This window comes from Sorangium sp. So ce204 (assembly GCF_051526795.1).
Taxonomy (GTDB): Bacteria; Myxococcota_A; Polyangia; order Polyangiales; family Polyangiaceae; genus Sorangium; species Sorangium cellulosum_B.
Map to the genome: position 1 here is coordinate 5,387,208 of NZ_CP150317.1, position 19,915 is coordinate 5,407,122.

Annotated in this window: 14 protein-coding genes and 2 tRNA genes; 6 read left to right on the top strand and 10 right to left on the bottom strand. The window is 73.1% G+C overall.

Annotation, left to right across the window (positions count from 1 at the left end; translation table 11 throughout):
• Positions 1–97: 97 nt before the first annotated feature.
• Together WMF22_RS19970 and WMF22_RS19975 are read right to left on the bottom strand one after the other, a co-directional pair.
• A tRNA-Asp gene (locus tag WMF22_RS19970) sits at positions 98–174 on the bottom strand.
• Positions 175–219: 45 nt separating this feature from the next.
• Positions 220–291 (bottom strand) — tRNA-Val (locus WMF22_RS19975).
• 387 nt (positions 292–678) lie between these two features.
• Between WMF22_RS19975 and WMF22_RS19980 the strand changes: the two genes are divergently transcribed.
• From WMF22_RS19980 to WMF22_RS19990, 3 genes are all read left to right on the top strand, one after another.
• The gene (locus WMF22_RS19980) at positions 679–1,662 is read left to right on the top strand and encodes an ATP-grasp domain-containing protein (RefSeq protein ID WP_437300640.1); all 984 of its coding nucleotides are present in this window, start codon (positions 679–681) and stop codon (positions 1,660–1,662) included.
• A complete protein-coding gene (locus WMF22_RS19985; RefSeq protein ID WP_438036728.1) occupies positions 1,659–2,786 on the top strand; it encodes a carboxylate-amine ligase in 1,128 nt (375 codons plus the stop codon). The genes WMF22_RS19980 and WMF22_RS19985 overlap by 4 nt, the downstream gene beginning before the upstream one ends.
• Positions 2,787–2,950: 164 nt before the next feature.
• Positions 2,951–3,799 carry a hypothetical protein gene (locus tag WMF22_RS19990; protein ID WP_012236218.1) on the top strand — a complete coding sequence of 283 codons (849 nt, stop codon included), beginning with the start codon at positions 2,951–2,953 and terminating at the stop codon, positions 3,797–3,799.
• A gap of 13 nt (positions 3,800–3,812) precedes the next feature.
• Here WMF22_RS19990 and WMF22_RS19995 read toward each other — a convergent pair whose 3' ends face one another.
• Complete coding sequence (locus tag WMF22_RS19995) at positions 3,813–5,243, bottom strand: serine/threonine protein kinase (RefSeq protein WP_437300642.1); 1,431 nt, start codon at positions 5,241–5,243, stop codon at positions 3,813–3,815.
• 498 nt (positions 5,244–5,741) lie between these two features.
• On the opposite strand from WMF22_RS19995, the gene WMF22_RS20000 reads away from it, so the two are divergent.
• Together WMF22_RS20000 and WMF22_RS20005 are read left to right on the top strand one after the other, a co-directional pair.
• Positions 5,742–7,442, top strand: a complete 1,701-nt coding sequence (locus tag WMF22_RS20000; RefSeq protein WP_438036729.1) for a hypothetical protein — start codon at positions 5,742–5,744, stop codon at positions 7,440–7,442.
• 64 nt (positions 7,443–7,506) lie between these two features.
• Positions 7,507–8,103 carry a GNAT family N-acetyltransferase gene (locus WMF22_RS20005; RefSeq protein ID WP_438036730.1) on the top strand — a complete coding sequence of 199 codons (597 nt, stop codon included), beginning with the start codon at positions 7,507–7,509 and terminating at the stop codon, positions 8,101–8,103.
• A 600-nt stretch (positions 8,104–8,703) separates the two neighbouring features.
• On the opposite strand, the gene WMF22_RS20010 is transcribed toward WMF22_RS20005, so the two are convergent.
• From WMF22_RS20010 to WMF22_RS20035, 6 genes are all read right to left on the bottom strand, one after another.
• Positions 8,704–9,975: an outer membrane protein assembly factor BamB family protein gene (locus tag WMF22_RS20010; protein ID WP_438036731.1), complete on the bottom strand. Its 1,272-nt coding sequence runs from the start codon at positions 9,973–9,975 to the stop codon at positions 8,704–8,706.
• The gene (locus WMF22_RS20015; RefSeq protein WP_438036732.1) at positions 9,962–11,254 is read right to left on the bottom strand and encodes a tetratricopeptide repeat protein; all 1,293 of its coding nucleotides are present in this window, start codon (positions 11,252–11,254) and stop codon (positions 9,962–9,964) included. The genes WMF22_RS20010 and WMF22_RS20015 overlap by 14 nt, the downstream gene beginning before the upstream one ends.
• Before the next feature lie 31 nt (positions 11,255–11,285).
• Positions 11,286–14,798: a sulfatase-like hydrolase/transferase gene (locus WMF22_RS20020; protein WP_438036733.1), complete on the bottom strand. Its 3,513-nt coding sequence runs from the start codon at positions 14,796–14,798 to the stop codon at positions 11,286–11,288.
• Positions 14,795–15,271: a transcription elongation factor GreA gene (gene greA / locus WMF22_RS20025; protein ID WP_012236225.1), complete on the bottom strand. Its 477-nt coding sequence runs from the start codon at positions 15,269–15,271 to the stop codon at positions 14,795–14,797. Before greA ends, WMF22_RS20020 begins: the two co-directional genes overlap by 4 nt.
• A gap of 110 nt (positions 15,272–15,381) precedes the next feature.
• Positions 15,382–15,696 carry a hypothetical protein gene (locus WMF22_RS20030; RefSeq protein WP_044965207.1) on the bottom strand — a complete coding sequence of 105 codons (315 nt, stop codon included), beginning with the start codon at positions 15,694–15,696 and terminating at the stop codon, positions 15,382–15,384.
• The gene (locus WMF22_RS20035) at positions 15,693–16,550 is read right to left on the bottom strand and encodes an outer membrane protein assembly factor BamD (protein WP_437300649.1); all 858 of its coding nucleotides are present in this window, start codon (positions 16,548–16,550) and stop codon (positions 15,693–15,695) included. Before WMF22_RS20035 ends, WMF22_RS20030 begins: the two co-directional genes overlap by 4 nt.
• A gap of 119 nt (positions 16,551–16,669) precedes the next feature.
• Between WMF22_RS20035 and WMF22_RS20040 the strand changes: the two genes are divergently transcribed.
• Entirely contained in the window at positions 16,670–18,181 is a 1,512-nt protein-coding gene (locus tag WMF22_RS20040; RefSeq protein ID WP_437300650.1) for a sigma-54-dependent transcriptional regulator, read from the top strand.
• Between the two features lie 20 nt (positions 18,182–18,201).
• Here the strand turns inward: WMF22_RS20040 and WMF22_RS20045 are convergent, their stop codons facing one another.
• Positions 18,202–19,746 (bottom strand): ATP-binding protein, encoded by a 1,545-nt coding sequence (locus tag WMF22_RS20045; protein WP_438036734.1) that lies wholly within the window; start codon positions 19,744–19,746, stop codon positions 18,202–18,204.
• Positions 19,747–19,915: the final 169 nt, after the last annotated feature.

Below are 19,915 nucleotides of genomic sequence, written 5' to 3' on the forward strand. Positions count from 1 at the left end.
CCATGAGCCAGACCTCCTCGCCTGGCCTGCACCGAGCGGTGCAAGCCAACCGAGGGAGGCTCAGGCGAGCATCGACTCAGATGACAGGGAAGAAAGCTGGCGGGGTGGACGGGACTCGAACCCGCGGCCTCCGGCGTGACAGGCCGGCGTTATAACCAACTTAACTACCACCCCAGACTGACATCACTACAGATCACCCAGGCCCCTAAACCCAGGAAGTGGGCGGGACAGGGGTCGAACCTGCGACCATCGGCTTGTAAGGCCGACGCTCTGCCGCTGAGCTACCCGCCCCGTCGGAGAGGTGCGCGACTGTACTCGCCGAACGGAGTCCGTCAAGATTTATTTCTCGTGGCCTCCGTCCCTGGCTGATCGAGCCCGCGCCTGCCCCTGGATCTCCGTGGCGTTCGCCGCGCGCCGCGCGCCGCCACACGCGCCCGCGCCGGTCCCCCCGCCGCCCTCGCGATCCACGTCCGCGTTCGTTCGCGTTCGCGTCGCTCGTTTGCTGCGATGGCAAGCGCCATCACGCACGCGCCGGGCGGACGTGCGAACAGAGCTGTTGGACCGTGTGACAACCTGACTCATCGACACACTTACAGCGTAAAATTCCCATGTGTCCGCGCTACGCTGTGCGTCAGCGGCGCCAGCCGCGTGGTCGCGTAGTGGAGGAGCAAGCAACGTATGGCGGAGAAGATCGGCATCCTCGTCGGCTGGGAACAGTCGTTCCCTCAGGCCTTCCTCGAGAGGTGCAACAAGATTCCGGGCGTCCGGGCGGAGATCGCGAAGCTCGGCGGGACGCCCGAGCGGTTCGAGAGCCCGTACCGGGTGCTCATCGACCGGATCAGCCAGGAGGTGAAGCACTACCGCTTCTACCTGAAGGCCGCCGCGCTCGGCGGGGCGTTCGTGATCAACGACCCGTTCTGGTGGAGCGCCGACGACAAGTTCTTCGGCTACTCGCTGGCGTCTCAGATCGGCATCGCGACGCCGCGCACCGTCATGCTGCCCCAGCGCGACTACATCCCGGCGATCGTCAAGGAGCGCAGCCTCCGCAACCTCGAGTATCCGCTCAACTGGGAGGCGATCATCGACTACGTGCGCTTCCCGGCCATCCTCAAGCCCGCGGACGGCGGCGGGTGGAAGGACGTGTCGGTGGTGCGCAGCCACGAGGAGCTGCTCGCCGCCTACAACGCCTCGGGGCAGAACGTCATGACCCTGCAGGAGTTCATCGACTTCGACGACTACGTCCGCTGCATCTGCGTCGGGAAGGATCGCATCCTCCCGATCCAGTACGACCCCAGGGCGATCGGCCCCACGGGGCTCCGCGGCTGCTACGTGCAGCACGACAGCGAGCGGTGGCTCCCGAAGGCGCTGCACGACCGCGTCATCGAGGACGCGATCAAGATCAACAAGGCGCTCGGCTACGACATGAACTCGATCGAGTTCGCGATCCGCGACGGCGTCCCGTACGCGATCGATTTCACGAACCCGGCGCCGGACATGCACATCGAGCACCTGCGGGAGCGGTACTTCAACATCGCCGTCGACTGGATGGTCGCGTTCGCCGTGGAGTGCTCGCGGGGCGACCGGCGGACGCGGGACGGCTACGCGTGGTCGAGGCTCGTCCGGCCCTCCGTGGGCAAGGTGCGGCTCGGGGCCTCGTCATGACCGACGTCGAGGGGCTCCTCGACGGCCAGTTCACGCTGGGCATCGAGGAGGAGTTCCAGATCGTCGACGCGGAGACGCGCGAGCTGCGGTCGTACGTGAGCCAGCTGCTCGAGGGGGGGCCGGGCCACGAGCTCTTGCGCGGCCGGGCCCGCCCGGAGATGCACCAGTCGGTCGTGGAGACGGGCACCGGCGTCTGCCGGGACATCCGGCAGGCGAGGGGAGAGCTCGTCGAGCTGCGCGGCAGCCTGAACGCGCTCGCGCGGCGAGGGGGGATGCGGATCGTCGCGGCCGGGACGCACCCGTTCAGCGACTGGAAGAAGCAGGACATCACCGACGGCGAGCGCTACCGGTGCATCGTGGAGGACCTGCAGGACGTCGCCCGCGCCAACCTCATCTTCGGGCTGCACGTCCACGTCGGCGTCAAGGACCGCGAGGTGGCGATGGCCCTCGCGAACCAGGTCCGCTACTTCCTGCCGCACATCCTCGCGCTCTCCACGAGCTCGCCGTTCTGGCTCGGCCGCCCCTCGGGGCTGAAGAGCACGCGCAGCGAGATCTTCAAGCGCTTCCCGCGCACCGGGATCCCGGGGCGCTTCGAGTCGTACGGCCACTTCCAGCGCTTCGTCGATCTGCTCGTGAAGACGGGCTGCATCGACAACGCGAAGAAGATCTGGTGGGACGTCCGCCCGCACCCGTTCTTCGACACGGTCGAGGTGAGGATCTGCGACATGACCACGCGGCTCGACGACACCGTGGCGCTGGCCGCGCTCGTCCAGGCCGTCATGGGCAAGCTCTACCTCCTCTACCGGCGCAACCTCGGGTTCCGCGAGTACCGGCAGGAGCTCATCGAGGAGAACAAGTGGCGCGCCGTGCGCTACGGCCTCGACGGGCAGCTCATCGACTTCGGGAAGCAGGAGCAGGTCCCCGTCCGCCACCTCGTCGGCGAGCTCCTCGAGTTCGTGCAGGAGTCGGCGGAGATCTTCGGATCGCAGGGCGAGATCGAGCGGGTCCGGAGGATCCTCCACGAAGGGACGAGCGCGGATCGCCAGCTCACGGTCTACGCCCGGACGAAGAGCTTCCACGCCGTGGTCGACGACCTGATCGAGCAGTCGAGCCTGGGCCTGTAAGAGCTGCTCGGCGGCGGAGGCCGCCGTGGGGAGGCCGCGCGCCGGGAGGAGGGCTCCTCCCGGCCGCGCGCGGCTCCGGCGGAGGCGCTCGGCGGGCCAGCGGCGGCGGAGCGGCGGGGCGGCGGGGTGCATCGAGAGGCGGCCGCCGGCCGAGGCGCGCCTCCGTGCGAGAATTTCTGCTCGCGCTCCGGCTCTGCTACCGTGCGGCCGTGGGAAACGCTCCGCATCGCTGCGTCGCAGCTCTCTCGGTGGGCTGGCTGCTCGCGCTGTCCGTCACCGCGGGCGCCGCGGGTTGCGCGTCGACCGAGTACGTCAACGAAGGCCCTGGGCAGCCGACGCCGCGGGCCTCCGGCTCGCTGCCGCCCGGATCGGTGGGCGTCTGCAAGCAGCCGCTCACGAAGCGGCCGCCCATCGTGAGCGAGGAGCTCTGGGCGCACGCGAAGCCGTGCACGTCGCGCACGCCGCCCTCGACCATCCGGCTCGGCTACGCGAAGGACGGCTCGGCGGGCGCCGATCCGGAGACGGAGCAGCTGGTCGAGAAGGTGCTGGCGGCGCTCGCCGAGGGGACGAAGCCCGACGGCGGGAACAACCAGGTGACGGGCGCGATCCGCGCGGTCCGATCGTACGCGGCGAGGAAGGACGAGCTGCGCGCCCGGATCGCGCGGGACTCGGCCTCGGATCAGGCGTGCGACGTGACCTACCTGCTCAACACGATGTCCGCCGCGCGGGGCAAGCTGTCCGGAGGCGACGCCTGCACCGCGGAGGTGTTCGACCCGGAGACGCGCGCCGACGCGTGCCTCTTCGACACGAAGCGGCCCGAGGGGCTCTGGCTGTCGAGCGGCTGGTCCTGCATGACGTTCACCGGGGCGCTCGGGAACGAGGCGTCCTGCCATCAGCTCTGCGGTTACGACGACTACTGCGCGCGGCAGGTGTACTGCGCCGCAGGCGACGTCAACCTGCTGCTCTGCGCGCTCGGCGTCTGCCTGCCGGAGCCGTCCGCCGGCATCAAGTGACGGCCGCGCGGAGCTAGTCCGCGAGGAGCGCGCTCAGCCGCTCGAGGACGCCGCGGAGCAGCTCGCGCACGCCGCGAAGGAGCGCGCGCACGTCGCGAACGGCGTCGTGGACCTCGCCGGGCACGGGCAGGATGCCGGCGCGGGCGGCGAGCGCCGCCCCCGAGACGAGCAGCAGGACCACGACCAAGGCGAGGAAGATGCGGCGGGGCCACCGCCGCCGCCGGCGGGGCGCCGGCGTCATCAGGGCCGGAGGCGCGGACTTGACCGGCAGCTTGCGGCTGGAGGGCGGCGGCGGGAAGGACGACTTGGGCTGCGGCTCGTCGAGAGAGACGGGGAGGATGCCGGCGAACGTGGCCGGGAGTGGCGTGTTCCCGGCGGGCGGCCGCTTGCTGCTGCGCGGCTCGCCTCGCCGCCCGGACGTGGCGCGGAGCTCCCCCCGCGCCGACAAGCGGCTGTCCGCGAGCTGGATCGCCGTCGCGAGCTTCTTCCGGCGCTCGGCGACGGCGTCGCCGAGCGTCTCGCGGACGAAGCGGCCGACGTCGCCCTCCGTGACCGGGGTGCCGAGAGAGATCGCGATCTGGTCGATCGTTCGCTGGAACGACGCGCAGTCGCTCCAGCGGTCCGCCGGATCCTTGGCCAGCGCGCGCTCGATCGCCAGCGCGAGATCGAAGGGGACGTCCGGCACGAGCTCGCGGATGGGGACGGGGGCGAAGCGGATGATGTTCTCCATCGTCTTCGCGTCCGTCTTGCCGCGGAACGGGTGGTAGCCGCTGAGGGTCGTGTAGAGGAGGACCCCGAGCGAGAAGATGTCGGCGCGCCGATCGACCTTGCCCGACGTGAGCTGCTCCGGCGAGAGGTACGGGATCTTGCCCTTGAGCTGGCCGGCGACGTGCGTCTCGTGCAGGCGGCCCGTGGCCTTGGCGACGCCGAAGTCGACGATCTTCACGATGCCGTCGAACGACACCATCACGTTCTGCGGGGAGATGTCGCGGTGCACGAGGTCGACGAGCCTGCCCTCGTCGTCGCGCAGCTCGTGCGCGGCGTGCAGGCCGGCGCAGATGCTCGAGGCGATGCGCAGGAGGATCGGCAGCGGGACGCCGCCGGTCGTTTTCACCTGCTTGTTCAGCGAGGCGATCGTGTCGCCGTCGACCCACTCCATCACGATGTAGAGCACGCCGTTCTCGTCGCCGAGCTCGACGATCTCGACCGCGTGGGGGTGCCGGATGCGGGACGCGAGGCGCGCCTCGTCGAGGAACATCGCCTCGAAGGCCGGGTCGTCGCCGAACTCCGGCAGCATCGTCTTGATGGCGACGATCTTCTGGAAGCCGCGGGATCCCACGAGGCGCGCCGCCCAGACCGCCGCCATCCCTCCACGGGCGACCGGCATGAGGAGCTCGTAGCGGCCCAGCGTGTCTCCAGGCTTGAGGTCCGACAGGATCTGCACGCGGTGGTCCTACTAGATGGGGAGGCGGAGTTTGGAGGGGTAGGGCTCGAGTGCCACCGTTACGTTCGTGGAGGCCCGTAGCCTCGACGTCTGCCGGAGCGACGCAGCGCCATCGCGCCTGCACGTCACGAAGGAGGTCCCGCAAAGCCAGGGTGCCACGAAGCGGATACGGACCTCAAGCTCGGGGGCGAAGGCGCCTCGGAGGGACGCATCGCAGCGGAGAGGGTAGGCGAGCGCGGCCCGAAGAGAGGACGCGGCGAGCGCGGCCGGGGCGATCGATGTGGCGCGCGAGGAGATCGGAACCGACGCGAACCGACGCGAACCGACGCGAACCGACGCGAACCGACGGGAACCGCGTGCGGCGAACGGGAATGATTCGTTGCGTGTAAAGACGCGTGTAAAAGTGCGCGTAAAGGTGCGAAAAGTGCGCCAGCTCGCGTTGAAGACGCGGGCGCTGGAGTCGTGATACACGGTGAGCGACCTGCTCGACGAGGCCTCATGGAAGCCAATTTGCGCCCGATCCCGCCGCCGCACGACGAAGACAACGAAGACGTGCACTGGGCGCTGTCGACCGCGACCGCGCTGTGGGGGCGCGGGGAGCGCGATGAGGCCCTGAAATGGCTGCGCCGCGCCGCGGAGCAGGCCTCGGATGCCAACGCCGACCTGCGCGCCCTCGAGCTCTTCAAGGCCGCCGCGGAGGTGGCGCAGAAGATCGCGACGCTCGAGGCGGATACGGCCACGGCCTCGCAGCCCACGACCGCGAGCGCGCCGCCGAATGCGGCCGCGAGCGCGCCTCCCCAGGCGTCCGGCGCTCCTCTGGCAGCGGCGAGCGCGCCGCCGCCCAGGCCGAGCGCGCCGGGGGCACTGGCGCGACCGTCGTATCCGCCGGGCGTGGAGGCAGGACGAGCCGAGCGCGGCGGCGCGGGCACGAGCGCGCCGCCCGCCGCGATGCGAGCGCCTTCGGTCCGCGCGCCTGCGGGCGATGCGCCGACAGGGCCGATCCCGTCCGCGGTGGCGACCTTCCGCGACAGCGCCGTGCCCAGGCCCGCGGCGGGGCTGGGCCGGCCGGCGTCGGTGGTGCCGGGGCGCGCCCCTGCGCCGGTGAGCGCAGCGGCCCTGCGCGAGGTGACCCCGACCCAGCTGTCGCCCGCGGCGCGCACACCGAGCCACGCACCAGGGCTCCCGGCGCGCCCTGCCGCGGCGACGAAGACCGGCGCCCCTCCGGGGACGGCCGGATCGCCTGGCCGCGCCGTCCCGGCGAACGCGCGTGCGATCACCAGCTTCGCGGCGTCGCCCCACGGGAGGGTGTCGTCGACCACCGCGGTGACCGAGGAGGTCCCAGCGGTCAGGCTCCCGGCCGCGGGTGCGCTCGCTGGCCAGGAGCCGGGGTGGGGTGCGTCGGACGCCGCGCGCGAGAGCTCCAGCGGGGAGCAGCAGCCGGCCGACGCGGATCCTCCGGCCGATCAGCGCGCGACGGTGCCGACGCCGACGGCCATGGCGGCGGCGTTGGCGCGGCGGCCGGCGGTCCCGCTCGGCGCGGGCTCTTCGCAGGAGGCGACCGAGCGGCGCCCAGGCCTCTGGCCGAGCACGGACGATGAGGGCACCGCGCGCCGCCCCCTGACCCCGCAGGAGCAGCGGGTGCTGATGGAGCTCCGGATCGAGGACCTGGACGAAGAGACGCCGATGCTCGCCCTGGAGCAGCTGGCGGGCGACGGCAAGCCGCCCGCCGCCGCACCGGAGGCGGGCCACGCGTCCGACGACCGCGCCGACTGGACCGAGGCCGAGCCGGATGAAGCGGAAGCCGACGCCGGCATCGCCTCTGCGGATCGGCAGGGAGACCCGACCTTGGCGGGGGATCCCTCGGACGCGATGCAGGGCCAGAGCGCGGAGGAGGCGGCGTCCTGGTCGCAGGGAGCCCCCACGGACGATCGTGGGGGCTCGTCGGAGGGCTCGTCGTGGAACGATCCGCCGTACGAAGCGGAATGGCAGGCGCCGCCGCCGCGGCTGCCCGCGTCGCAGATCGAGCCGCTGCCGGCGCTGCGGATCGCGGTGATCGGCATCTCGAGCGCCGGGGAGCTCCGGCTCGTCCCGATGGACGGAAGGAACGCTCCGCCACGGGGCGCAGCGCTCGGGATCCTCGTCCCGCTGAGCCCCGGGGACGGCGAGACGATCGCGCGGCTGCTCCAGCTGCGCAGCTGAGCTGCCGCGGGGACACGTTCGGCAAGAAGTGGGGCATCCCGCGCATCGGCGGTAGCCTCGGGGGATGGATGACGAACGGACAGCCCCGAAGCGGATCCGCGTGACAGGACTGCAGGAGGCCCAGCTGCCGGCGCTCGTGGCGCTGGAGCAGGCCTGTACGGCGACGCACCGCGAGGCTGGCCCTGGGGCGGCGGAGATCGAGGCGCGGACGCTCGCCGATCTCGCCGCGCTGACGCGGCGGCACGACGTGCGCGTGGCAGAGGCGGACGACGAGGTAGCCGGCTACCTGGCGTGGCGTGACGAGGCGCCTGGGGTCGCGGTGCTGGAGGAGCTCTCGGTGCACCCGGACCACCAGCGATGCGGCGTCGGGACGCGGCTGATCGCGGACCTTCAGGATAGAGCGCGCGAGCTCGGCATGGAGCAGGTCGTGGTGCGCTTCAGGGAGAAGGCGAGCTGGGCCCGGGCTTTCTACGAGAAGAAGGGTTTCGAGCCGCTCGGCGAGGGCGCGCCCGCGAAGGTCCGCGCGTGGTGGAGCGAGCAGGAGGCCTCCGGGAGCCCGCCGGCCCGAGCCGGCGAGGTCATCCTGTGGGCGGCCATCCCGCCGCAACGCCCTGAAGCGCTGGACGAGGGCGACGGGGGCGACGAGCGCAGCGAGAGCTGAGCCCGGCCGGGCGGACGGTTCGCTCGGGGCCGTCGTTGGCCGGCGGGCGCCCGGGCGAAGGGGCGCGGTTGCAGAGGCGCGCGACGGCGCGGCCGGGGTTCGCCCGGCTGCGCTCGCGCCAGCCGTGGGGCCCGGAGAACCGACCGGGGGCGCGAGTTGACATAATGTTTCTTATGCGATCCAAGGCCGGTGCGGCGGGCAGGGGAGCTCGGCTCGATTTCACGAGCAATTCATGCATCTGAGGGCCGTTCGGGCCGCATCCCGCGGCGGTCGCCGCCGTCGGTCACCGCCGGTCACCGCAACCTGGGTGGGTCACCGCAACCTGGGTCGGTCGGCCTCGCCCACCGCCACCCGACCCGCCGCAACCTGGGTCGGTCGGCCTCGCCCGCCGCAACCTGGGTGGGTCGCCGCAACCTGGGTCGGTCGCCGCAACCTGGGTCGGTCGGCCTCGCCCACGGTCGCCGCCACCCATGGCTCAGCCCGCCACGAGAGCTCGCCGGAGGCACCACTCCGGAGCCGGTTCAAGGCGTCGTCCGCAACGCCCCGCGCGCCCTTCGGCCCGCCAGCATCGCGCCGCCGCGCCTCAGCCTGTGCGTGTGTTCAGCCCTTCGGAACCGGGGGCGTCTCGACGTCGAGGCTCAGCAGCGAGCCGCCGTTCGTCAGGACGAACGCGCGCCGGCCGTACGCCGCCGGCGTCATCGCGATGCCGCCGCCGGTCTCGATGCCGTCGATCACGGCCCCGTCCAGCGGCGAGAACAGGAAGATCCCGTAGCGCGTGGTCGTCACCAGCAGCGCCCCCGAGAACGGCACGGGGGCCGAGATGCCGCCGTCAGGCAGGTCCCGGCGCCAGATCGTGCGGCCATCCTCCGGATCGAGCGCCCACAGGCCGGTCATGCCGGAGGACGCAAGCAACACCTTCCTCGCGGGCACCATCGGACCGCCTCCGCTCCGAGGCTGATGCGCAGGCTGCTCCCACAGGAGAAGCTCGGTCACGCCGACCGCCGCCTCGTTCATCCAGGCCCGGGTCCCGTTCTCTGCGTCGAGCGCGAAGACCCCACCCGCGTAACCCGCCACGAAGACCACATCGCCCGAGGCGATCTTCCCGAGGACCGGCGTGGTGTCCGTGTCGAGGTACTTCGGCGTCTGGCCGCCCGCGCTCTGCTCGGCCTCGGCAGCCAGGTCGACGAGCGCCCACTGCTCGGACCCGTCCTTGAGGTCGTAGGCCATCACGACCCCGTCCGAGAACGCGGTGTAGACCTTGTCCCGGCCGAGCGCCGGCCCCGCGTGCCCGGAGATCTCCATCCCGCCCGCCGGCGTCCTGTGCTGGTGCCAGCGCATCGCCCCCGTCGCCGCGTCGAGCGCGATCAGCGTGTCGTTCGAGTTCGTCACGTAGAGCACGCCGTCGCGCAACACAGGCCGCCGCGCGACCCTCGCGTTGGTCATGAAGCGGTAGAGCAGCGCGCCGTCGGACGCGCGCACCTTGTAGAGCGCGCCATCGTCCGAGCCGAAATAGACCGCGTCCGACGCGGCGTCGTAGAGCGGCTCGCACTGCACCGGGCCGAGCGTCTCGAAGCGCCAGAGGACGTCGCTCGTGTCCGCGCGCAGCGCGTACAGCCCGTGATCGCTCGATCCGACGAAGACGCGCCGGTGCGCCACGTCGATCTCGGGGCGGCCGCGCTCGTAGGCCTCGCCGACCTTGCGCGTCTCGGCGGTGAGCTCGCGGCGCATCGTGATGCCGAGGGCGCCGCCCGGGTGGTGCAGCCAGAGCGGCGCGTCGGGCGCCGCAGCGACGCCCAGGTTGCCGCAGCCGCTCAGCGGCGCGAGCCCCAGCCAGACGAGCGCGACGCCCGCTGCGCGGCTAGCGCGGCGCATCGCCCGCCTTCTTCTCCGCGTTCTCACGCGCCCGGCGGAGCAGCTGCTCGATCTCCTCCGGCGTCATCGACTGGCCCTTCGGACCGCCGAACGCGGCGCGCGGCGGCACGGCGGCCGGATCGATCTTGCGCAGCATCTCCTCGACGACCGCCTCGAGGAACTGGAACGGGCGTCCCTCCGTCGACGGCGCCTGGAGCTTCTCGTGCGCGCTCTTGAGCAGCTCCTTCGCCTTGTCGGTGTCGCCCTTGGCCAGGTGGAGCCGCGCCTGGTGGTACAGCGCGAGCTCCTTGTAGCCCTTCATGTCGATCGCCTCGAGCTCCTTGAACGACGCGAGCGCGCCGTCGAGATCCCCCTTGCCCTCGCGGGCGAAGGCGATGCCCTCGATGGCGCGCCCCTTCACGTCGGGATCGGCCCCGGCCAGCGGCGACGAGACCACGACGCTGTACGCGTCCAGCGCGTGCGCGTAGTCCTTCTTGTCGAGCAGCACCCCGGCCTGCCCGAGCTTCGCCAGCGTCGCCGCCCCGGTGCCGGCGTGCTCGTCGATGACCTTGTTGTACTCGGCGAGCGCGGTGGCCGACCGCTCGTCCGCGGTCTTGAAGGTCCTCGTGACGTCGAGCTCCTTCTCCTCCTCGGTGCGCGTGTCCTCGGCGAGCACCCTGCCCCGGTCCGCGGCGACGGCCGAGACGAGCGCCGACGAAGAGACGGCGTCCTTCTTCTCGGCCCGCGACACGTAGAACAGCGCGCCGCCCGTCGCGACGAGCGCCGCCAGCACGCCCCACTGGAGGATGTGGAAGTTCGCCTTGATCCACCGGCCAGCGCCGCTGCTCATCCGGCTGAGCGCGTCCTCGACCATCTCGCCCGGCAGCAGCTGGACCGGGCGGCGCCCCTCGGCCTGCTCCCTGCGGCGAGCGAGCAGCTCCTTCGCGCGGGCGTTCTTGTCCTTGGGCAGCTCCTCGCCGGTCGCCTTCTTCTTGCGACGGCGCGCGGTGGCCTCGTCGCGGCGGCGGGCCGCGCGGTTCGGCGCCGCCTCGGCCGCCTCTTCGCCCGCCGCCTCCGGCGCGGGAGCCTCGTCCGCCTCGCCGACGCCGAGCGCATCGGCCACGCGCTGCGCGGCCTCGTCGTCGCCGTCGCCGCCGGCGTCCTTCACCGGAGCGCCGCGCGGCGGCCTCGCCGGGGCCGCCTCCGCGGCCCCGTCCTCGTCGCCATCGCTCCGCGTGGCGACATCGCCGTCGCTCCGCGCGGATTTCTCTTCGGCCTGCTCTCGGTCCTTGTCCGACACGCGGCGGACTCTAGTCTCGCGGCCTGCGGCGTCAATCTGGCCGGTGAACGGCGGGCGCTTCGTCGTCCGAGCGCGGCGGCGCCCCGGCCTCCCCGGGCGACCAGGGCGCAGGCGGCGGGGGCGGGATCTCGTCGCTCAGCGGGACGACCGCGCACGCGGACACCTCGACGTTCTGGGTCGCGTACACCACGAAATCGCCGTAATTGCCGGCCTGCGCGCCCGCCGCGGGCGGCAGCGCCGCGAACGCCTCGGTCGGCTCGCTCCCCGGCGGGATGGCGAGCGTGACCGCGCGCTCCGGATCGAGCTCCGGCGCGCTGGCCGGGACGAGCGACGCGCCGTCCCGCTTCGGCGGGCGCCACGCGCGCGTGGGCCTGCCGAACCGCACCTCGCCGGGGCGGCCGTCGTCGGTCCGCGCGCGGCAGATGACGCGCACGCCCTTGCCGTTGCCGGCCTTCGGGATCACGACGCCGAGGCCCACCCCGCTCTTCGCGAAGCGGCGCAGGCGGCCGAGATCGCGCTCGCGCGGCCCGCCGAGCAGGTCGAGGATGTCGGCCCGGAGCGCGAACCCGAGCCCCCCCGGCAGCGGATCGGGCGTGCCGAGCATGCGCAGGAGCGGCGCCCGGAGCTCGGGGCCGGCGCCGAGCTTCACGAGGGCCTCCGCGATCGCGACCCGCGCGGTCTGGTACGGCTCCTGGCTCAGCCGCTCCGCGAGCGCCGGCCGCGCGGCGTCCTCGCCGATCGCCGCGAGCGCGGCCGCGGCGTACGGGCGGAGCCGCACGTCGCCGAGCGCCGCGATGAGCGGCGGCAGCGCCGCCTTCACCCGGATCTTGGCGAGCGCGTCCACGATCTCGCGCGCCCGCTCGAACGAGGTCACCTCGCCCGCGTCGGCGCCGCCGTCCTGCTCGGGGCCGCGGACCACCTGCCGCAGCCACGCCACGAGCACGTCGTCGCCGCGGCGATCGCCCGTCTCCGCCAGCGCGAGCGCCGCGAGGCGCCGCCACTTGCGATCGCGATCGACGACGAGATCGCGGGTGAGCGGCGCGCCCTCGCCGAGCCGCGTGAGCGAGAGCGCCGCCCAGCGCCGCACCTCGTCGTCCTCGTCGCGCACGAGCGCGAGGCGCAGCGAGGGCGCCGCCTCGGAGCGGCGCAGATCGAACAGCACCTCGCCCGCCTTGCGCCGGATGGCCACGTCCGCGTCGTCGAGCAGCGCCGCGACCTCGACGACCGCGTCGGCGTCGCCCGCGATGCCGCGGCGGAGCGCGTCGGGCCAGCCCTTGCCCTCCTGCCGGAGGCCGCGGACCTCGTAACGCCCGTGCGACGCCTCGATCGCGCGCAGCTCCGACCGCATCGCGGCGAGCTCCGCCGGGCGCAGCGCGGAGATGTCCTCCCGCTGGCGCGGATCGGTCGCCACGTCGTAGAGCGCGCACGCGCCGATCTTGCGCGCGCAGACGAGCCGCAGCGTGCCCTTGGCGAGCAGCGTCTGCGTGTCCGTCTCGGCGAACGCGAAGCCCGGGAGCGAGGGCGGCCCGCCCGGCGGGGCCGCCTTGCCCTGCTCCGCCGCCTCGTCGCCGGAGGCGAGCAGCGGCCCGAGGTCGGCGCCGCGCACGCGCGCCGGCCTCGGGATGCCGAGCCCCGCGAGCACCGTCGGCAGGAGATCGACGAGCTGCACCGGCGCCCGGACCACGCGCGGCGAGAGCAGGCCGGGCGCGCTCACGAGGAGCGGCACGCGCGCCTGCTCCTCGTACACGGTCGTGCCGTGGTAGCGACCGCCGTGCTCGCCGAACTCCTCGCCGTGATCGGCCGTGACGATCACGACGGCGTCCGGGCGCCCCTTGCGGACCTCGTCCACGATCGCGCCCACCCCCGCGTCCGCCACGGCGATCTCCGCGTCGTAGCGGTCGATGTCGCGGTCGCCGAGCGGGTGCTCCGGGTGCGCCTCGTACGGCTCGTGCGGCTCGAAGAGGTGCACCCACATGAACGCGCGCTGCTCCGGCCCGAGCCCGGCGAGGTAGCTCCGCACCTGCTCCAGCCGGAGCTGGGCGCTCGCGAACTCGATCTTCCGGTACTCGAAGTCGAGCGCCCGGTCGCGCAGCGCGCCGAAGCGCTCGCCGTCGATGAAGAACACCGCCGGCGGATAGAAGCCCGCCGTCTTGTAGCCGTAGCGGCGGAGGTGATGCGCGAACGTCTCGGAGTCGTCCCCGAGCCCTTGCAGCACGAGCGGGCGGATGTACTTGCCCGTCATGAGCGACGACACCGCGTACGACGTGTGCGGCGTCGGCGTGTACGCCGCGTCGAAGCGCACGCCCTCGGCCGCGAGGCGATCGAGGTTCGGGGTGATCTTCCTGTCGTAGCCGTACGCCCCCACGTGGTCGGCGCGCAGGGCGTCGACGCTGATCAGCACGACGTCGCGCCCCCGCAGATCGATGGCGTGCCCGCTCGCGCGCTCGTCGAGCGGCGCGGCGTCGAGCGGCTCGGGCGGCGACAGCACGGCGGCGAGCTCGACCACGTGGCCGAGCAGCGGGCCGTGCGTCGCGTAGATCAGCCGGATGTTGTCCGCCGACGCGAGCCTGTCCGCGGCGCCGGGCGCGAGCGCCGCGCCGAACGCGAAGAGGACGAGCGCGAGCGCCGCGCGCACCAGCCTGGGCGAGCGCCGCCCGTGCAGGTCCTCCAGGCGCGCCGCGCGGGCAGGCAGCGCCGGCGTCGCGAAGGTCGCCGCCGCGAGGGTGAGCGCCGCGAGCCCCAGGTGGAAGGCGGCGTAGAGGCGCGGCAAGACGCGCACGTTCGCGACCTCGAGCAGGACGATCGCGCAGATCGCCGCGAGGAGGAGCCACCTGCCGGAGGCCGCGGCGCGCGCTCGCTTCAGGACGCGCGCCGCGCGCGGCGCGGCGGCGAACGTCGCGGCGGCGGCGACGAGCGCGAGCGCCGCGATGAAGGGCGCGCGCCGGCCGCCCTCGAGCATGCGCCCCGTAGAGACCCCGAAGGCCACCGCGCCGCCGAACGCGCCCGCGATCAGCGCGGCCGCAGCGCGGAACGCCTTGCGCTCGGCGCGCATGACGATCTCGAGCACCGCGCCGAGGACGGCGGCGCACGGCGCCGCGGCCGAGAGCGCGAGCGGCAGGAGGTCGCGCAAGGCGCGGCCGAGCTCGTAGGGCCCGAGGAGCTCTCGCCACCGCCACACGCCGACGACCAAGAGCTCGGCGAGCGCGAGCGCCGCGATCGCGAGGTAGGCGTCCGCCATGCGCCACCCGATCTCCGTCTCCAGCTTCCTCGGAGGCGCGTCGGAGTTCCCGCTCGGGAACGTGGCGCGACTCGGCGCGGGCGCCGGCGTGGACGGGCGCGCCGGCCCGGCCTGCGGGCGCGGCGCCGCCGGGGCCCGGTGGCCGGCCGGCCCCGGCACGACGCCGGCGATCCCCTCCCCGGCGGCCGCCGTGTCAGGCCGGCTCCCCAGGAGGGGCCGCCCGGAAGGCGCGGGCCCCCCAGGAGGCCGGCTGGCGCCCCCATGGCCCCGCGGGCGCATCGGAGCGGCCCCGTTGCGATCGGTCATGCGTACGAGACTTCGAGGATCTCGTACGTGCGCGGCCCGGCGGGCATGTTCACGCGGACCTCCTCGCCGACCTCATGGCCGAGCAGCGCGCGCGCGAGCGGCGAGGCGATGGAGATGCGCCCGACCTTGAGATCGGCCTCCTCGGGCCCGACGATCTGGAAGCTCTGCTCCTCGTCCGTGTCCACGTTCGCGAGCTTGACCTTGGCGCCGAACTGGACCTTGCTGCCGCTCAGCTTCGACGGATCGATCACCTCGGCGCGCGAGAGCGTCTGTTCGAGGTAGCTGATGCGGGCGACGATCATGCCCTGCCGCTCCTTGGCGGCGTGGTACTCGGCGTTCTCGGAGAGATCGCCGTGCTCCCGGGCCGTGCCGATGTCCTTGACGACCTGCGGCAGGTCGATCTCTTTCAGCCGTCGCATCTCTTCGCGGAGCCGCGCTTGCCCCTCGGGCGTCATCGGTACTTTCTCGGACATGGTGGGACGCTTTTAGCATGCCTCCCGGCCGGGAGACGACGGCCCTGGGCGCGCCGATCGCCCGGGGCGCCAGGCGCCCGGACCGCAGCGCGTGCCCCCGCCGCCTTCGCCTAGCCGCGCCAGCGAACGATCTTCCGCGGCGGCCGCCGCGCATGGGCGTCCGCTGACTTGGTCGCGCTCCGGACGAGGGCCGCCGCCGTCCTGGAGAGCTCCTCGGGATGCGGTCCGCCGTGCGGGACGGCCGCGGCGTCCACCGTCGCCGTGGCCGCGCCGGTCGCCTCGGCGACCCGCACCTCGACCGGGACGTCCGCGTCCGGGAGTCGCACGAGGCCCCGGTACACGAACTCCCCTGGCGCATCTCCGGCGTCGGCCTGCTCCAGCACATAGCGAGCGCCGGAGGACGGCCGTCCGACGGCCTGCGTCACAGCCGCGGCCCCGCGGGGGCGCGGCCCGACGCCGCCTTCTTGGCAGGCGTGCCGCGCGGCCCGCCCATCTCGTCGAGGAACCGGCGCGCGGTCACGGCGAACGGGCCGCCCCAGTCCCGGATGACCGACTCGAACACGGCGCGCGCCTCGTCGGGCTTCTTCATCTTGAGGAGCGTCTCGCCCTTGAGGACGAGCGCCTCCGGATCGAGCCCGGAGCCCGGGAAGGTCCGCAGCGCGTAGTCGATCCGGGCGAGGGCCGCGTCGAACACGTCTTCCTTGAGGTAGTAGCGCGCGACGTAGAGCTCGTGGCGCACGAGCCGCCCCGTCACGACCTCGAGCATGTAGGCCGCGTCCTCGCGGTACCGGCTGCGCGGGTACTGCCGGAGGAACGTCCGGATCTCCTTGTAGGCCTCGAGCGTGGTCGCCTGATCGCGCTCCTCGGCCGGCGGCAGGAACACCGTGTCGTCGATGTCCAGGTAGAGCGCCTTCGCCATCCGGTACTTCGCGTACTCGACGTTGCGGTCCGTCCGGTGCTCCTGGATGAACGCGCGGTACTCCGAGATCGCCTCCGGGTACTTTCCCTGCTCGAAATCGAGGTCCGCGATCCTGAGATCGGCGAGCCGGGCGTAGCGGCTGTAAGGGAAGAGCCGCTTCACCTCGCCGAAGAGGGCGCGAGCGTCCTCCCAGTCCTTGGCCTGGAAGGCGGCCATCGCCTCGTTGTACGCGGCGCGCGCGTCCTCGGTGTACGTGAGGGTCGCGGTGCGGCCGTCGTTGAACTCGAAATCGCAGCCCACGAGCCCGCCGAGGGCAGCGAGGCACCCGGCGAGGGCGAGGACAGCGGCGGAGGGTCTCATCGAGCAGGCCTCGTACCCAATCCGGCGCCGGCGCGCCAGGGCTTCCGCCGCGGAGCCGAGCCTGTGCTCCTTCGCTCCCCGCATCGTGGCGCACGGCTGAGCTGGGGTATGGTCGACCCATGCCCGCTTCCTCTCCGCCGCCCGCCCTAGTGGCCACCGCCCCGCCCGGAGGCGCAGCCGCGCCCACCGTGCTCGTGGTGGACGACGAGCGCAACATCCGCCGCACCCTCGCGCTGGTGCTGCAGGGCGAGGGCTACCAGGTCGCGGAGGCCCCGAGCGCCGAGGCGGCGCTGGAGCTGCTCGCGCACGGCGACAGCCCCGTCGACCTCGCCCTCGTCGACCTGCTCCTGCCCGGCATGAACGGCCTCGACCTCCTCCAGCGCGTGCGCCAGGACGACGCCACCCGCGAGCTCCCGGTGATCGTGATCAGCGGCCACGCGACCGTCAACGACGCGGTGAAGGCCATCAAGCTCGGCGCCAGCGACTTCTTCGAGAAGCCGCTGAACCGCGAGCGCGTCCTCGTGGGCGTGAAGAACGCGCTGCAGAACTCGCGGCTCGCTCGAGAGGTCGAGGACCTCAAGGCGCAGGTGCAGGCGCGCTACGAGATGATCGGCCAGAGCGCGGCGATGCAGCGGCTGTTCAAGGAGATCGACCGCGTCGCGCCCACGAAGGCGAGCGTGCTCATCACGGGCGAGAGCGGCACGGGCAAGGAGCTCGTCAGCCGCGCCATCCACCGGCTGTCGCCGCGGGCGCGGGGCCCCTTCGTCCGGGTCAACTGCGCCGCGATCCCGCGCGAGCTCATCGAGAGCGAGCTCTTCGGCCACGAGCGCGGCGCGTTCACCGGAGCGAGCGGACCGAAGCGGGGCTTCTTCGAGCAGGCCCACGGCGGCACGCTGTTCCTCGACGAGATCGGCGACATGGACCTCGCCGCCCAGGCCAAGGTGCTGCGCGCGCTGCAGTCGGGCGAGATCTGCCGCGTCGGCAGCGAGCACAGCCGGCACGTCGACGTCCGCGTTCTCGCCGCGACGAACAAGGACCTCTCGCGCGAGGTCGCCGCGCTGCGCTTCCGCGAGGATCTCTTCTTCCGCCTCGCCGTGTTCCCCATCAAGAGCCCGGCGCTGCGCGATCGCATGGAGGACCTGCGCGCGCTCGCCGACGCGTTCATGGCGGCGTTCTGCAACGAGAACGGCCTCAAGCAGAAGGCCATCGATCCGGTGGTCTACGCCGCGCTCGAGCGCCGGAGCTGGCCGGGCAACGTCCGCGAGCTCAAGAACGTGATCGAGCGCGCCGCGATCCTCTCGGGCGACGTCGTCACGATCGCCGATCTCCCGGAGGATCCTCACGAGAACCCGTTCGAGGACGACGCGCAGGGGGCCGCCGGTGACGGCGCGGCGGCGCCCCCCGCCCCCGGCGCGGCCGAGCCGCCCGCGGGCGCGGCCCGCCACGAGCCGGGGCGCCCTCGCCTCACGCTCCGCGAGTTCCGCGATCGGTCCGAGCGCCGCTACATCGTCGAGGTGCTGGCCAGCCTCGACTGGAACATCTCGCGCGCGGCCGTCCTGCTCGGCGTCGAGCGCACGAACCTCCACAAGAAGATCCGCACCTACGGCATCAAGCGAGGTGAGGCGCCGTAAGCAAGGCCGGCGCGTCCGGCCTACGCGGCCCCCTCGAGCGCCCTGCGGACGGCGCGGAGCAGCGACTCGGCCGTGAAGGGCTTCCCCAGCACCGCGGCGCCAGGGCAGACGGCGAACGGGCCGTCGAGGGCGTCGCCCGTGTAGCCGGACATGAAGAGCACCTTCATGTCCGGCCTGAGCTCCACGAGGCGAGCGGCGAGCTCGCCGCCGGACATCTCGGGCATCAGCACGTCGGTGAGCAGCAGGTCGACGCGCCCGCGCTGCGCCTCGCAGACGCGCAGCGCCTCGCGCGGCCCGCGCGCCGTCAGCGTCGTGTAGCCGTTCTGCCCCAGGATCCGGCTCGCGAGCGCGACCACCGCGTCCTCATCGTCGGTGACGAGCACCGTCCCGCCCTCGCCCGGGCGCGGCGCGGCGCGGCGCGGATGCCCCGCGCGCGCTCGCCGCGAGGACGCCGCGCGCGCGGAGAGCGGCAGGTAGATCTCGACGCGCGTGCCCTCCCCGGGCCGGGAGGCGAGCTCGATGTGGCCGTGCCACTGCTTGACGATCCCGTACACGGTGGCGAGCCCGAGGCCGGTCCCCTTCCCCCTCGGCTTCGTCGTGAAGAACGGCTCGAAGGCGCGCGTCCGCACGTCGTCGCACATCCCGCTGCCGGTGTCGCTCACGACGAGGCGCGCGTACCGGCCAGGCGGGACCGCCGGGTGCGCGTCGCGCAGGCTCCCCGCAGCGCCGACGCGGACCGCGCGCGTCTCGATCGACAGCCGGCCGCCGCCTTGCATCGCGTCCCGCGAGTTCAGCGCGAGGTTCATCACCACCTGCTCGATCTGCCCCGCGTCCGCCAGCACCCGGCAGGCCGACGGACCGAGCGCGATCGCGAGATCGACGCTGCCGCCGACGGCGGCGCGGAGCGCGCCGTCCATGCCGCGCACGACGTCCCGCAGATCCAGCACGACCGGCTGCGCGAGCCCCCGCCGGCTCACCGTGAGCAGCTGCCGCGTCAGCGACGCGGCCCGCTGCGCGGCGCGCTTGATCTCGGCGAGATCCTTCTGCACCGGGCTCTGCTCGTCGAGCTCCTCTATCACCAGGCTCGTGTAGTTCAGGATGATCGCGAGCAGGTTGTTGTAGTCGTGGGCGATCCCGCCCGCGAGCCGCCCCACCGCTTCCATCTTCTGCGCCTGGCCGAGCCCTTCCGAGAGCTCGCGCTGGCGATCGTCCGTGCAGCGCGCGGAGGAGAGATCGACGACGGCCCCGACCACGAGCCGCTCGCCGCGCGCTTCCGCGATGGTCTCGGTCCTCATCACCCGGACCGCCGATCCATCGCGGCGGGTGAGGAAGCCCTCGACCGCGCCGGCCGACGGCGGCGTCGCGCCCGCCGCGCCCCCGCCGAGGTGGAGATCGCCCGCCGCGAGCGCCTCCTCCCGCGACCCATAGCCCAGCAGCCGGGCGAGCACCTCGTTGCAGTCGACGAGGTGGCCATCGGGCGCGGCGACGTAGAGCCCCGCCGGCGAGCAAGCCGCGAGCAGCGGGCTGTGCGCCACCGGATCCCTCGACGATCGTCCGCTGCTCATCGACGCATGGCCGTGGAGAACGTTCCGTCGGAGGGACATCTCCGACAACCAGAACTGAAGCGCGGACTCTCCGTCTTTGCAACGTCGTTCACACCGGCCGCACCGCGAACGTCACCGCAGGGCGGCGCGGCGAGCCGCGCAGCGTGGACGGTGTCTCGCTCTCTCTCCT